This window comes from Immundisolibacter sp. (genome assembly GCF_014359565.1).
GTDB lineage: Bacteria > Pseudomonadota > Gammaproteobacteria > Immundisolibacterales > Immundisolibacteraceae > Immundisolibacter.
Genome location: NZ_JACIZD010000001.1, coordinates 161,290 through 174,419 on the forward strand (window position 1 = coordinate 161,290; position 13,130 = coordinate 174,419).

Consider the following 13,130-nt stretch of genomic DNA (forward strand, 5'->3'; position numbering starts at 1 on the left):
CGGGGATCAGCCTAGGCGCGGCAATTCGGGTCAGGTCTGCTTGGCGCTGTCGTCGGCGCTTGCTGCGGCCTTCGCGGCCTTCTCGTTCATGTACTTCTGGACCTCAGGCGGCGGTGTCCGCGGCGCTGTCTCGGCTGGCTTCGGCGGGCCAGACGGCGTACCTCGGCCGGGCATTGACCGCAGCTTTGACAGCCCGGTCTGCGCATGGTCGAGTTCAGCCCGCTGCGCGGCAGACAGTTCGTCGCGAGGGATCGCAGACAGCCATGCGTGGGTCGCTTCTAGCCGGGCGCTGATTTTGTCCAGCTTCGCCGCCCGGGATGCCGGCACCACCACCCGCTCAGGGCTGGGATCGCCATCGGGCAGCATCACCACCGAGACCACCCGCTCAGGGCTGGGATCGCCATCGGGCAGCATCACCACCGAGACCACCCGCTCGGGCCTGGGCTCCCCCTCGGGCAGCACCATCGCCGACCCCAAGTAACCACAATCGCGCAGGATCGCCAGCGCCTGATCGACCGACTTGAATACGCGCAGCCCGCCGCGCTGGGTCGTCAGCTTGCGACCGACCTGCGGGTCCTTGTGGTCGATGTCCAGCCACCAGCCGCCGCCATCTGAGGGCGTGATGAACACGCGGTGGACGGCGCATGTGCGCGCCAGCATGGCCAGTTTGTCGAGTTTCAGGTCCTTCATAGGTGTGCTCCGTGGGTTATTGACACGGGCATCAGTGTAGCATCATTGCGCGGAATTGTGAAGCATCACAAGACCGCTTCTTGATGACGTACGCGACGGCAGGTCAAGCGCCACGCCGTAGCGGCACCACGTCCCCGCCGGCCTTGAGCCCGTCCAGGTAGCCCGCCCACGCCTGCATCATCTTCCGGCGCTCGGGCAGGTGCTCGGCGCGGTTGTAGGCGGCCTTGATCTTGTTGCGCTCGGCATGGGCCAGCTGGCGCTCGATGATGTCGGACGGCCATCCCTGCTCGTGCAGTACGGTGCTGGCCATCGCCCTGAACCCGTGGCCGGTCATCGTGCTGCTGTCGAACCCCATGTAGCGCAGCGCGGCACCGACGGCGTTCTCGCTCATCGGCATGCTGGCATTGCGGGCGCCCGGAAACACATACCGGCCGCGCCCGGTCAGCGGGTGCAGTTCGCGCAGGATGGCCAGCGCCTGATCGGCCAGCGGCACCACGTGCGGGGCGCGCATCTTCATCTTGGCGGCAGGGATTCGCCACTCGGCGGCGTCCAGGTCGATCTCGGCCCACTCGGCACGGCGCAGCTCGCCCGGGCGCACGAACACCAGCGGCGCGAGGCGCAGGGCGCAGGCGACCACGAAGCTGCCGTTGTAGCCGTCGATGGCCCGCAGCAGCCCTGCTATCGCACGGGGCTCGGTGATGGCGGCGTAGTGGCTTTTGCTGGCCGGCGGCAAGGCGCCGCGCAGGTCGCCGGACGGGTCACGCTCGGCGCGGCCGCTGGCCACGGCGTAGCGGAGCACCTGCCCGCAGTTCTGGTGCACCCGGTGCGCCGTCTCAAGTCGGCCGCTGGCCTCGATCCTGCGCAGCACGGCCAGCAGTTCGGGCGCTGTGATCTGGCCGACGGGTCGTGCGCCGATCCACTGGAACACGTTCAGCGACAGGCGCCGCAATATCCGGTCGGCGTGCTCCCTCGTCCAGGTCGGCGAGAACTTGGCGTACCACTCGCGCGCCACGGCCTCGAAGCTGTCCGCATCCTGCAGCGGCGCGTTCTTCGTCATCTTGCGGTGCTCGCCCGGGTCGATGCCCTGGGCCAGCAGGCGGCGGGCCTCATCGCGGCGCTGGCGGGCGTCGCCGAGCGTCACGTCGGGGTACACGCCCATGGACAGCGTTTTGCGCTTACCGTCGAAGCGGTAGTCGAGGCGCCACCACCTACCGCCGGCCGGCTGGATCAACAAGTAGAGGCCGCCACCGTCGGCCAGCTTGCGCGGCTTGTCGGCAGGCTTGGCGTTACGGATGGCCGTGTCGGTGAGTGGCATGACGGTAACTTCCGCGCGGTAGGTGAAGTTGCCGTCAAGGTTACCGACAGGCTTACCGGCTGTCAACGGCTGCAAGCGATACTAAGCGCCGGTACGGAATGGCTGAAACCTAGTGTTTATGCGGGCCTCAGTCGCCATGCGTACCCATGCGACCTTTCATGTGGGTGATACGTCAGCACCGACATCGAAACCGACGGCTTCCTGCCGGGCGACAACTCCATGCTCAGTCTGGGTTCGGCGGCCTTCCTGGCCGACGGGCGCCCGGTCGGCACCTGGACCGCCAACTTCGCGACCCTGCCCGGCGCGCACGCGAATCCCCGCACGGCGCAGTTCTGGGCCGCGCAGCCTGCCGCCTGGGCCGCCTGCCGGCAGAACCTGCGCCCGCCGCAGCAGGCCATGCCCGAATACGCCGCCTGGCTGCGTGCGCTGCCGGGCCGGCCGGTGTTCGTCGGCTACCCGGTCACCTTCGATTTCAGCTTCGTTGCCTGGTACCTGGCGCGCTTCGCCGGCGACAACCCGTTCGGCTTCTCGGCGCTGGACATCAAGAGCTTCGCCATGGCGGTGCTGGGCTGCGAATTCCGCCAGACCACGAAACGCCACATGCCGCGCGAGTGGTTCGATCCGGACCTGCCGCACACGCACGTGGCGCTGGACGACGCCCTGGAACAGGGGGCGCTGTTTCTGAATCTGCTGCGGGCGAGCAGGCTGCATCGTTGACGGCGCGCGGGCGCCGCGCGTGCCCGACGCGGCGTATGGCGGCTGCCCATTTCTCAGGGCGGGTTGGTGGGCCCTGTGGGACTCGAACCCACAACCAACGGATTATGAGTCCGCTGCTCTAACCGATTGAGCTAAAGGCCCGCTTGAGCAGGGCCGGTCCCGCGTACCGCGGGGCCGGTGAGGGCGTCAGCTTGCCAGCGGCCTCAATCCAGAAAGCTGCGCAGCTTCTCCGAACGGCTGGGGTGGCGCAACTTGCGCAGGGCCTTGGCTTCGATCTGGCGGATCCGCTCGCGCGTCACGTCGAACTGCTTGCCCACCTCTTCGAGGGTGTGGTCGTTGTTCATCTCGATGCCGAAGCGCATGCGCAGCACCTTGGCCTCGCGCGGCGTGAGCGAGGCCAGCACGTCCTGCGTGGCCTCGCGCAGGCTGTCGGCGGTGCTGATGTCGATCGGCGACAGGGTGCTGGTGTCCTGGATGAAATCGCCCAGGCTCGAGTCCTCGTCGTCGCCGATCGGCGTTTCCATCGAAATCGGCTCCTTGGCGATCTTGAGCACCTTGCGGATCTTGTCTTCGGCCATCTCCATCTTGACCGCCAGTTCTTCGGGCGTCGGTTCGCGGCCCAGCTGCTGGAACAGCTGCCGCGACACGCGGTTGAGCTTGTTGATGGTCTCGATCATGTGCACCGGGATGCGGATGGTGCGCGCCTGGTCGGCGATCGAGCGGGTGATGGCCTGGCGAATCCACCAGGTGGCATAGGTCGAGAACTTGTAGCCGCGGCGGTATTCGAACTTGTCGACCGCCTTCATCAGGCCGATGTTGCCCTCCTGGATCAGGTCCAGGAACTGCAGGCCGCGGCTGGTGTACTTCTTGGCGATCGAGATCACTAGGCGCAGATTGGCCTCGACCATTTCCTTCTTGGCCTGGTTCGAGTGCCGTTCGCCGGCCAGCATCTGGCGGTTGATTTCCTTGATGCGGGCGATTTCGAGGCCGTGCTCGCGCTCGATTTCGGCCAGCTTGCGCTGGGCGCGACGGATGTCGTCGGTGAACTGCTTCAGGCGCGTGCTGTGCTTTTTCTTGGCGCTGACCTGGGTTTCCAGCCAGCCGGAGTCGGTCTCGTGGCCGACGAATACGCGCAGGAAATCCTTGCGCGGCATCTCCGCCTTGTTGACGCACAGGTCCAGAATCACCTGCTCCTGCTGGCGGATGCGCTCCATCAGGCTGCGCAGCAGGCCGGCCAGGTCCTCGATCTGCTTGGGAATGATGCGCAGCTTCAGCATCTGGGCCTGAAGTTCTGCGCGCAGGCTGGCGATTTGCTCGACGTCGGGCTTCTTGCTCGACTCGAGCTTGGCAATCTGTTCGCGCAGACCGCGCAACAGCTCGAAATGCGCCCGCACCTGCTCCGGATCGGGGCCGATCTCGACTTCCTCGACCACCGCCGGGGTGTCGGTGTCAATCTCGGCTTCGTCCTCCACGACCTCGTCGATTTCGGCGCTGGCCGTCGCTTCTTCGACCACCTCGGCGACCGGCGGCGCTTCCGGCTCGTCCGATTCGTAGAAGCCGGCGACGAAGGAGGGCAGGCGCAGCTGTCCGGCCTGCACCTGGTCGTACAGGCCAAAGACTTCGTCCAGTGCCCGCGGCAGTTGCAGCAAGGCGGCCACAACCTGTTGCTGGCCGGCCTCGATGCGCTTGGCGATGGCGATCTCGCCTTCCCGCGTCAGCAGCTCCACGGTGCCCATTTCGCGCATGTACATGCGCACGGGGTCGGTGGTACGGCCTTCGCGCTCGACCGCGGTCATCGCCGCGGCGGCCTCTTCGACCGCCTCGTCCTCGGTCACGCTCTCGCCGCTCATGAGCAGCTCTTCCATGTCCGGCGGCGCATCCGACACGCGGATGCCCATCTCAGTGAGCATGGCAACGATGCTTTCGAGCTGCTCGGCGTCGACGATGTCTTGCGGCAGGTGGTCGTTGATCTCACCGTAGGTGAGATAACCCCGGGCGCGACCGAGCGCCAGCAGCTGCTTCAGTTCGGAATTTTCTTCGGGGTGGTCGACACCGTTATCCATGGGACACCTCGATGCGATTTGGGCGGAACCGGTGATTATAGTTCAGCAGCGTCAAGTCGGGGCGCCGCCGCGATGTTTCAAGAGCGCCAGTACCTCGGCCCGCTGCTGGGCGTCGAGCTGGCTGGGCGCCGCGCCGTGCAGCAGCTCGCCGAGTCGGCCGCGCGTCGCCTGCGGCAACAGCCGGGCGACGATCTGCTCCAGTTCCTGGGCAGCCAGGGCAGCTTCCTGCGGCACCAGTTCGCTGCCGGTCAGCACCCGCGCCAGGGCCTCGCCGTCGGGGGTGCCACGCCAATGCTCGAGTAGGCGATCGAGTCGGGGTTGCGGCAGGCCGGCAATCGCCTCCAGCAGGCGGTTCAAAAAATCCATGCCGGGCCGGCGCACGGCCGCCAGCGCCGACAGGTCGCCCAGCTGCGCCGCCAGGTGCGGGTAATGGGCCAGCAACAGGACGGCGCGTCGCACCAGCGAGGGGTGACTGCCCGAGCGAGGTGTGGGCCGCGCGCGGGCAGCCTTGGCGACCAGCGCGGGCAGGGCGCGCCCAACGTGCCGGGAAATCTCGTCGCCCAGCAGGTCCCGGTAGGTGCCGGCTGGCAGCTTGTCGAGCAGGGGCTTGGCCAGCGCCGCCAGCTTCGCCCGGCCTTCCGTGGACGTCAGGTCCACCTCGCGCAGCAGGCGATCGATCAGGTGACGCGACACCGGCACCGCCTGGCCGGCGAGCTCCAGAAACGCATCCTTGCCGATGCGCCGCACCAGCGAGTCCGGGTCTTCGCCCTCGGGCAGGAACAGCAGGCGCAGCTCGCGCCCGTCGGCCAGTTCCGGCAGGGCATTGTCGACGGCCCGCTCGGCCGCCCGTCGCCCGGCGTTGTCGCCATCGAAGCACAGCACCAGCCGCGGTGTGACCCGAAAGGCGGCCCGCAGGTGCTCGGCCGTCAGTGCGGTGCCGAGCACGGCGACGGCGTGGTCAATGCCATGCTGGGCCAGCATCACAACGTCCATGTAGCCTTCGACCACCAACAGCTGCTGCGGGTTGCGTGCCTGCCGGAGCACGTTGGGCAGGCCGTACAGTTCGCGGCCCTTGTGAAAGACGGGGGTTTCGGGCGAATTGAGGTATTTGGGCTCGCCCCGGCCGATGATGCGGCCGCCGAAGCCGATCACCCGGCCGCGACGGTCCTCGATCGGGAACATCACCCGGCCACGAAAACGGTCATGGCCGCGCCCGCCATCGTCGCCGGTCAGCAGGCCGGCCTGGCGCAGCAAATCGACTCCGTACCGCTCGCCCAGCGCGCGGCCCAGGCCATCCCACCCGTCCGGCGCGAAGCCGAGGTGAAAACGCGCCGCGGTTTTGCCATCCAGGCCGCGATTTTTCAGGTACTCGACCGCGCCGGCTGCGGCCGGGTGATGGCGCAGTTGCTTGCGGTAGAAGGCACTGGCCGCGGCCAGCACCTCGTACAGCGCCGCCAGCGAGGTCCCTGATTCGTGCGCCTGCGGGCTCTCCTCCGGCAGCGTCATGCCGGCGCGCTGGGCAAGCTCCGCGATGGCCTCGCGAAAGTCGAGCCGGTCGAGCGCCATCAGAAAGCCGATCACCGTGCCGTGCGCGCCGCAGCCGAAGCAGTGATAGAACTGCTTTTGCGGACTGACGGTGAACGACGGGGTTTTTTCTTCGTGGAACGGGCAGCGGCCGGCCAGTTCGCGGCCGCTGCGGCGCAACGGCACGCGCGCGCCGATGACCTCGGCGATGTCGGTGCGCGCCAGGACGGCGTCGATGAAGTCTTCGGGTATCCGGCCGCTCATGTCGCCCACGATAGCGCGGGCGGGCGGGCCGGGGAAGGCGGGCTCGCGGCCGTCATGGCGGCCGCGAGCTGCCAACGACCTTGAGTCAGATGGGATACACGATGTAGCGTGGCGCGACGTTGGTATCCATCACCGCGCGGCGGGACTTGAGCTTGGCGCCGCCGTTGCCGACCACGATCTGATCCACGTAGCGGCCGCAGACCAGGGTGCCGGTGTTGCCGGCCGAGTCGGTATAGAACACGGTGAAGTTGCTCACCGTCTCGTACAGGTCGCCGCCCTTGGGCGTGCAGGCGATGCGCTGCACGAAATGGCGGGTCTGGTAGTCCTCGAAGGTGCCGGCCCAGACCTTGGTCACGTAGGTGACACGGTCTTCCAGGCGCTCGTGGCAGTCGTCCATCATCAGCGCCAGCGGCAGGCCGCTTTCCTCGTTTTCTTTGGCGATGCAGATGTAGGAACCGTCACTGGCGAAGGTGTCCAGCCAGCCGGACATGTCCTTGTTGTCCAGCGCGGCGATGTAGCGGGTCTGCAGCGCGTCGATCTGCTGCAACGCTTCCTGGGTCATTGATCAGTTCTCCTCTCGTACGAAGCCCATGACGCGCCGGTAGTACTCCCACTTGGGCAGATTCCCGGCCTCGTCGTTTTGTTTGAAATCGAACCACATGCCCTGTTCCTGCTTGACGCCCTTCTGGAACACGGCGTTGCCCGGCGTGCGATTGCCCTGCTGCACGCGCAGGAATATGGACGCATCCTCCATCGACACCATGCCGCACGGCCCGAGCATGTTCGAGGACTGGCGCAGGCGGTGGCGCACCATGTCCGCGTCGTCGTCGAGGTGGGCGAAATAGGCGTAGTGCACCTCGGTCTTGAGCAGCGAGCGAGCCACCGCGAAGCGCACGTTGATCATGTCCAGGTGCTTGGTCATCACCGTCAGCGGATTCAGGCTGACGATGACCGAGCCCTTGGAGGTGTGGCTGCCCTTGAAGGCGATCAGCGACGGGTCCTTCAGGAAGCCAGGGTTGTTTGGCACCTTCAGTTCCGACTCGAAGGCGAGGTGCCCATTCTCGGTGGCGTACTGGGAGCCCTTCCCACCCTGCCAGTTCAGCATCTTGAAGGCCAGGTGCAGCAGCGGGGCGTGGTAGCCGTCGTTGTCGACGTAGGCCTTCCAGTTGCAGTCGTAGCTGACCTTCTGGTAGCCGAGCAGTTGCAGGCGTCCGTCGCCGCCCAGCAGCTGCAGCAGCGCCGGCTGCGTGCGCCCCAGCCAGGTGTCGATGTCGGGCGTGCCCTCGTGCAGGGTGGCGAAGATCAGGCCGCCGACGATGGCGCTGCGCACTTGCGCCAGGCCCGAACTTTCCATGGTGAAGCTGGGCGAGAAGTCTTCTTTGCCCGGGCAGCCGCGCAGCTCGCCGGTGCTGTCGAACAGCCAGCGGTGGTACGGGCACTCGAACTCGGTCTTGTTGCCGCGGTTGTTGGTTTCAAGCAGCGTGCCGCGGTGCGAGCAGGCGTTGTAGAACACCCGTACCTGGCCGTCCTGGCCGTGCACGATCAACAGCGGCCGCTCGCCGATATGAAAGGTCTTGAAGTCGCCGATGTTCGGGATTTCGCCGGTGTGCGCCACCGGGTGCCACTCGGGGCCGTAGAAGATGCGCTCGAGTTCGAGCCGGAACACGTCCTCGCGGTCGAAGATGTCCTTGGGTATCTCGTTGATCTTGGCCGGCCAGTGGACCGGCGCGCCAAACACGGTGGGGGCGTTCATGGCGGCACTCTCCAGTACGTGGGGGAAGCGTTACCGAATGATTGTATATGTCGACCCGCCGGGCAACTGGCGGGCGGGGTTCACAAGTCCTCGCCGCCGGCCATCTTGGTGAAACCGCGCACCCCCAGGCCGCCGTCGGTATTGATCACCACGCCGGTCATCGGCGCCGAGTTGGCACGCGAGGCGAGCAACACGTAGGGGCCGCAGTAGTCGTCGGGCGCGGGCGCGATCTGCAGGGGCGAGATGGCGCGCAGCATGTCATCGAGCCCCTCCATCTGGCTGAGCTTGACCCCGGCCGAGCCGGTGGCCGCCAGGCCGCCCAGTTCCGTCTTCATGCCGCCGGGAGCGACGCCGTTGACGCGCACCTTGGGCGCCAGTTCATAGGCCAGTTCCCGCACCAGGCCGACCACGGCATGCTTGGACGCCGTGTAGATCGGACCGCCGCCGGCTGGGTAGAAGCCGGCATTGGAGATGGTGTAGATGATGCTGCCGCGGGTCTTGAGCAGCTCCGGCAGGGCCGCCTTGGCACCCAGCAGGTAGCCTTTGACATTGACCGCGAACAGCTCGTCGAAGGCGGCCGAAATCCGCTCGGCGTCAATCTGCGGCAGGGTCTGGAAGTAGTCGAACACGCCGGCGTTGCCGATGAAGGTATCCAGCTGCCCGAAACGCGCCACGGTGTCCTGCACCACGCGCGCGTTGTCGGCGTAGGTGGTGACGTCGCCGGTGACGGCCAGCACGCGGTCGCCGAAGTCCCGCGTCAGCTGCGCCGCCTTGGCCGGATCGCGCTCCAGCACACCCACGCTGGCGCCCTCGGCGATGAAGCGCTGCACCAGCGCCCGGCCGAGGCCCGAGCCGCCGCCTGTGACGATTGCAACCGTATTGTCCAGCCAGCCCATCGGTGCCTCCTTGCGCTTGTGTTGATCGAGCCGTGGCGCCGTCCGGCGGCGCGGCGCGTGATTGTACAAGCGGCGGCCTTGCGCGATTGCGGCCATCCCTACCCATCGTTAAGATGACAGATCACCTCGCACGCCCGCCGCCCCCGAACAGGCGGGCGTGCCTACACCGATCCCAGCGGCGCAATGCCGAACCGGAGGCTCCCCCATGAAACCCTTCGAATCCATCAACCTCGATGCCTACCTCGACGAACGTCCGGCCGAGGGCGTGATCCGCGTCGACCGCTCCATCTTCACCGACCCGGCCATCTTCGAGCTGGAGATGGAACGCATCTGGGAGCGCAGCTGGCTGTACGTCTGCCACGAGAGCCAGATTCCGAATCATGGCGATTTCCTGACCACCCACCTGGGGCGCCAGCCGGTCGTTGTGATTCGAGGCGCCTCGGGCAAGGTCAACGTCTTCATCAATGCCTGTTCGCACCGTGGCTCACAGCTGGTGCACGAGGAGCGCGGCAACAAGACCGACATGACCTGCTTCTTCCACGGCTGGTGCTTCGATACCGACGGCAAGCTGATGTCGGTGACACGCGAGAAGGGCGGCGGCTATCCGGACCAGTTCCGCAAGGAGAATTTCCACCTCACCGCCGCGCCGCGGGTGGAGTCCTACCGTGGCTTCGTGTTCGCGTCCCTGAGCGACGAGGTGCCGACGCTGGCCGAGCACCTGCGCGACGCGCGGGTGATGATCGACCTGATGGCGGACCAGGGCGGCGAGCAGGGGCTGGAGGTCCTGCGCGGCCATTCGACCTACACCTATGCCGGCAACTGGAAGCTGCAGGCCGAAAACGGTGTCGATGGCTACCACGTGCACGGCCTGCACGTGAACTTCGCGCTGACCACGCAGAACCGCGAGCGCATCCGCGCCGGCGCCAACCAGATCAAGTCCATGGACGTGTCGCAGCTTGGGAGCCTCGACGCCGGCTTTTTCGACTTCGGTAATGGCCACGTGGTGCTGTGGGGCGACTGGCCGAACCGCGGCGACCGCCGGCCCAATTTCCACATGTACGACGAGTGGACGGAAAAGTTCGGCCAGGTTTACGCCGAGTGGATGATCGGCAAGCTGCGCAACACCCTGATCTATCCGAACGTGTTCCTGATGGACCAGATGTCCTCGCAGATTCGCGTGTTCCGGCCGATCGCCGTGGACAAGACCGAGGTCACCATCTACGCCATCGCACCCAAGGGCGAGTCGCCGAAAATGCGCGCCCACCGCATCCGCCAGTACGAGGATTTCTTCAACGCCTCCGGCATGGCGACACCCGACGACCTGAGCGAATTCGCCTACGCGCAGAATGCCGCACAGGGCCGCCTGGCGCGCTGGAACGACCTGACGCGCGGCGTGAAGTTCCTGACCAAGGGTGCCGACGCACGCGCCAAGGCACTGGGCGTGAATCCCGAGTACTGCGGCGGCAAGGTGGAGGACGAAGGCATTTTCCTGGCCCAGCACCGGCATTGGCTGAATGCGATGCAGAAATAATCGGCCGCCGCCACAATATCTCGCACAGTTTCAAAGGCATAGACCATGGACGACGTCGCGCGCTGCGCCGACCTGCTGTACACCGAAGCCCGCCTGATCGACCAGAAGGCCTGGGACGACTGGCTGGCCCTTTACCTGCCGGATGCCGAGTTCTGGATTCCGGCCTGGGAGTCGGAGCACAGCTACACCACCGACCCGCAAAACGAGATCTCGCTGATCTACTACGCCGACCGCAGCGGCCTGGAAGACCGCGTGTTTCGCCTGCGCACCGGCATGTCGTCGGCCTCGGTGCCGCTGCCGCGTACCAGCCATCTGGTCGGCAACGTGCAGGCCAGCAAGCAGGCCAATGGGGATTTCGAGGTTCACGCCAGTTGGCAGGTGACCTACTACAAGCACAAGGAAACGCACTTCTTTGCCGGCCAGTACGAGTACACGCTGCGCCCGCAGGATGACGGCAGTCTGCGCATCGCGCGCAAGAAAATCATCGTCATCAACGACCTGATCCCGCAGGTGCTGGACTTCTACCACGTCTGACGACGGCCGCCCGGTCGCCGGAGTTCGCCATGGATACCGTCAACTGGGGCACGCCGCCGGTCGGCCTGTTCAACTTCCCGATCGAGCTGTGGCAGACGAGCGGCCGGTTTGCGCCGCTTGGCCTGGATCTGAAACTCTCCAGCCACCTCACCGGCGAGGAATACGCCGCCCGTATCCGCGCCGGCGCCTACGACATGGGCCAGATCGGCACGCCGGTGTTCCTGCCGGCCGCCGTTGGCTCGCGCGAGTACGCCGTCGTCAGCGTGGGGTTTTGCGACTTCGCACCCTTCTATCTGGTGGCCGCGCCGGGCGTGAACCGGCTTTCCGACTGCCGCGGCCAGAAGGTCGTCATCAACAAGCGCATGACCTGCCCGGGCAGCCTGCTGGAGTGGCATGCCCGCCAGGAAGGGCTGACGATTGACGACTTCAAGGTGGTCGAGCTGATGCAGGACAGCCGCTTCGACAACTACGGCCAGGCCTTCGCCGACGGCATCGAGCGCGGTGCCTTTCGCATCGGCATCCTGTACGAGCCCTACGTCAGCCTGGTGGAGCGCCGCTTCGGCTGGCGCGTGCTGGCCGACTATGCCGAGCTGCTGCGCCCGGCCAACTACGGCATCCTGCTGTACGCCCGCCGGCGCTGGATCGAAGACAAACCGGACCTGGTGCGGCGCGTGGTGCAGGCCTATTTTGCCGCCGCGAACTACGGCGTCGAGCACCCAGCGGCGCTGCGGCCGTTCGCCTCGCAGCTGCCGTTCGTGACCGAGGACGACATCGAGCGCGCCATGCGCCGCGACGGCCCGCACTGGCTGCGCGAGCCCAGCCTCGACTGGGCGTTCCTGGAGCGGGTGGAGCAGGAACTGAAAACGCAGCGGCGCGTGCCGGCCGACTACGCCATCCGCGACTATGTCGCCGCCACGTATTGACCGCTTGTCGACACCGTCGGAGCACCCCATGCAGCTTGGATTCGTGGGCGTCGGCACCATGGGCGTACCCATCGTCGGTCACCTGGTAGCCGCCGGGCACACGGTCAAGGCCTTCGACCTGTCGGCCGACGCGCTGGCCAAGGCACAGGCGGCCGGCGCGCAGGCGGCAGGCTCGGTCGGCGAGGCCGCCGCCGGGGCACAGGCCGTGTTCGTCGCCGTCTCCAACCAGGACGTGCTGGGTGAAGTGCTGCGACAGCCAGGTGGCATATTCGAGTGCGGCGCGCCAGGGGCGATCGTGGTCGATCTTGGCACCACCGCGCCGCCGCGTTGCCGCGCCTTCGCCGCCGAGGCCCGCGCGCGGGGCATGGATTACGTGGACGCCCCACTGAGCGGCTCCACGCCCTGGGCACAGGCCGGCACGCTGGCCGTCATGGTCGGCGCCGAGCAGGCCGCCTGGGGCACCGTGCTGCCGCTGCTGCAGACCTTCGGCGGCAGCATTTTTCATCTGGGTCCGGTCGGCAGCGGGCAGACCGCCAAGCTGTGCCACCAGCTCGCCTTCATGGGCACGCTGCTGGGCCTGAGCGAAGCGGTGGTGCTGGGCGAGCGCTGCGGCATCGACGGCGTCAAGCTGATGGACGTGCTGGGCGCCTGCGTGTCGCCGCGCCACGTGATCGATTTCTACAAGCCCCAGCTCGCCGCCCGCCCGCTGGGCGAGGGGCCGACCGGCCTTGGCATCTTCTACAAGGATCTGCGGGCCGTGCAGGAACTGTCGCAGCAGGATGCCGGCATCACGCTGCCGCTGGGCGAGGCGCTGCTCGGCCTGTTCCAGCAGGCGATGGACGCCGGCTACAGGAATTTCGATCCGTTCGGCCTGAGCGAGCTGATCGACAAGGGCGTAATCAAACACCGCGAAGGCTGAG

At 66.8% G+C, this 13,130-nt stretch carries 12 protein-coding genes and 1 tRNA gene; 5 read left to right on the forward strand and 8 right to left on the reverse strand.

The features are described 5' to 3' along the window. Positions 1 to 30: 30 nt before the first annotated feature. Entirely contained in the window at positions 31 to 690 is a 660-nt protein-coding gene (locus H5U26_RS00755; RefSeq protein WP_290615684.1) for a hypothetical protein, read from the reverse strand. A 103-nt stretch (positions 691 to 793) separates the two neighbouring features. After that, positions 794 to 2,005, reverse strand: coding sequence for an integrase arm-type DNA-binding domain-containing protein (locus tag H5U26_RS00760; protein ID WP_290615685.1), 1,212 nt, complete (start codon positions 2,003 to 2,005; stop codon positions 794 to 796). Between the two features lie 219 nt (positions 2,006 to 2,224). On the opposite strand from H5U26_RS00760, the gene H5U26_RS00765 reads away from it, so the two are divergent. Next, positions 2,225 to 2,722: a hypothetical protein gene (locus H5U26_RS00765; RefSeq protein WP_290615686.1), complete on the forward strand. Its 498-nt coding sequence runs from the start codon at positions 2,225 to 2,227 to the stop codon at positions 2,720 to 2,722. Between the two features lie 64 nt (positions 2,723 to 2,786). Here the strand turns inward: H5U26_RS00765 and H5U26_RS00770 are convergent. From H5U26_RS00770 to hcaB, 6 genes are all read right to left on the reverse strand, one after another. Further along, positions 2,787 to 2,863, reverse strand: a tRNA-Ile gene (locus H5U26_RS00770). A 62-nt stretch (positions 2,864 to 2,925) separates the two neighbouring features. Continuing rightward, entirely contained in the window at positions 2,926 to 4,785 is a 1,860-nt protein-coding gene (gene rpoD / locus H5U26_RS00775) for an RNA polymerase sigma factor RpoD (protein WP_290615687.1), read from the reverse strand. A 51-nt stretch (positions 4,786 to 4,836) separates the two neighbouring features. Beyond that, a complete protein-coding gene (gene dnaG, locus H5U26_RS00780) occupies positions 4,837 to 6,573 on the reverse strand; it encodes a DNA primase (RefSeq protein ID WP_290615688.1) in 1,737 nt (578 codons plus the stop codon). A gap of 85 nt (positions 6,574 to 6,658) precedes the next feature. Continuing rightward, positions 6,659 to 7,135 (reverse strand): aromatic-ring-hydroxylating dioxygenase subunit beta, encoded by a 477-nt coding sequence (locus tag H5U26_RS00785; RefSeq protein WP_290615689.1) that lies wholly within the window; start codon positions 7,133 to 7,135, stop codon positions 6,659 to 6,661. 3 nt (positions 7,136 to 7,138) lie between these two features. Continuing rightward, complete coding sequence (locus tag H5U26_RS00790) at positions 7,139 to 8,326, reverse strand: aromatic ring-hydroxylating dioxygenase subunit alpha (protein WP_290615690.1); 1,188 nt, start codon at positions 8,324 to 8,326, stop codon at positions 7,139 to 7,141. A gap of 80 nt (positions 8,327 to 8,406) precedes the next feature. Then, complete coding sequence (hcaB, locus tag H5U26_RS00795) at positions 8,407 to 9,222, reverse strand: 3-(cis-5,6-dihydroxycyclohexa-1,3-dien-1-yl)propanoate dehydrogenase (protein WP_290615691.1); 816 nt, start codon at positions 9,220 to 9,222, stop codon at positions 8,407 to 8,409. Between the two features lie 205 nt (positions 9,223 to 9,427). Here hcaB and H5U26_RS00800 point away from each other — a divergent pair, with 205 nt between their 5' ends. Genes H5U26_RS00800 through H5U26_RS00815 form a run of 4 tightly spaced genes read left to right on the forward strand, consistent with a single transcriptional unit; the run spans position 9,428 to position 13,129 of the window. After that, complete coding sequence (locus tag H5U26_RS00800) at positions 9,428 to 10,753, forward strand: aromatic ring-hydroxylating dioxygenase subunit alpha (protein WP_290615692.1); 1,326 nt, start codon at positions 9,428 to 9,430, stop codon at positions 10,751 to 10,753. Positions 10,754 to 10,798: 45 nt separating this feature from the next. Continuing rightward, the gene (locus H5U26_RS00805; protein WP_290615693.1) at positions 10,799 to 11,287 is read left to right on the forward strand and encodes an aromatic-ring-hydroxylating dioxygenase subunit beta; all 489 of its coding nucleotides are present in this window, start codon (positions 10,799 to 10,801) and stop codon (positions 11,285 to 11,287) included. 29 nt (positions 11,288 to 11,316) lie between these two features. Beyond that, positions 11,317 to 12,210: an ABC transporter substrate-binding protein gene (locus tag H5U26_RS00810; protein ID WP_290615694.1), complete on the forward strand. Its 894-nt coding sequence runs from the start codon at positions 11,317 to 11,319 to the stop codon at positions 12,208 to 12,210. 28 nt (positions 12,211 to 12,238) lie between these two features. Beyond that, on the forward strand, positions 12,239 to 13,129 hold the full coding sequence (locus H5U26_RS00815) for an NAD(P)-dependent oxidoreductase (protein ID WP_290615695.1): 891 nt from the start codon (positions 12,239 to 12,241) through the stop codon (positions 13,127 to 13,129). The last annotated feature ends 1 nt before the right edge of the window (position 13,130 follow it).

Excerpts from the sequence above, each read along its gene's own strand:
- H5U26_RS00765 (WP_290615686.1), top strand. The coding sequence starts at position 2,225 with ATGCTCAGTCTGGGTTCGGCGGCCTTCCTGGCCGACGGGCGCCCGGTC.
- H5U26_RS00790 (WP_290615690.1), bottom strand. The coding sequence starts at position 8,326 with ATGAACGCCCCCACCGTGTTTGGCGCGCCGGTCCACTGGCCGGCCAAG.
- H5U26_RS00785 (WP_290615689.1), bottom strand. The coding sequence starts at position 7,135 with ATGACCCAGGAAGCGTTGCAGCAGATCGACGCGCTGCAGACCCGCTAC.
- dnaG (WP_290615688.1), bottom strand. The coding sequence starts at position 6,573 with ATGAGCGGCCGGATACCCGAAGACTTCATCGACGCCGTCCTGGCGCGC.
- H5U26_RS00805 (WP_290615693.1), top strand. The coding sequence starts at position 10,799 with ATGGACGACGTCGCGCGCTGCGCCGACCTGCTGTACACCGAAGCCCGC.
- hcaB (WP_290615691.1), bottom strand. The coding sequence starts at position 9,222 with ATGGGCTGGCTGGACAATACGGTTGCAATCGTCACAGGCGGCGGCTCG.
- H5U26_RS00800 (WP_290615692.1), top strand. The coding sequence starts at position 9,428 with ATGAAACCCTTCGAATCCATCAACCTCGATGCCTACCTCGACGAACGT.
- H5U26_RS00755 (WP_290615684.1), bottom strand. The coding sequence starts at position 690 with ATGAAGGACCTGAAACTCGACAAACTGGCCATGCTGGCGCGCACATGC.
- H5U26_RS00760 (WP_290615685.1), bottom strand. The coding sequence starts at position 2,005 with ATGCCACTCACCGACACGGCCATCCGTAACGCCAAGCCTGCCGACAAG.
- H5U26_RS00815 (WP_290615695.1), top strand. The coding sequence starts at position 12,239 with ATGCAGCTTGGATTCGTGGGCGTCGGCACCATGGGCGTACCCATCGTC.
- rpoD (WP_290615687.1), bottom strand. The coding sequence starts at position 4,785 with ATGGATAACGGTGTCGACCACCCCGAAGAAAATTCCGAACTGAAGCAG.
- H5U26_RS00810 (WP_290615694.1), top strand. The coding sequence starts at position 11,317 with ATGGATACCGTCAACTGGGGCACGCCGCCGGTCGGCCTGTTCAACTTC.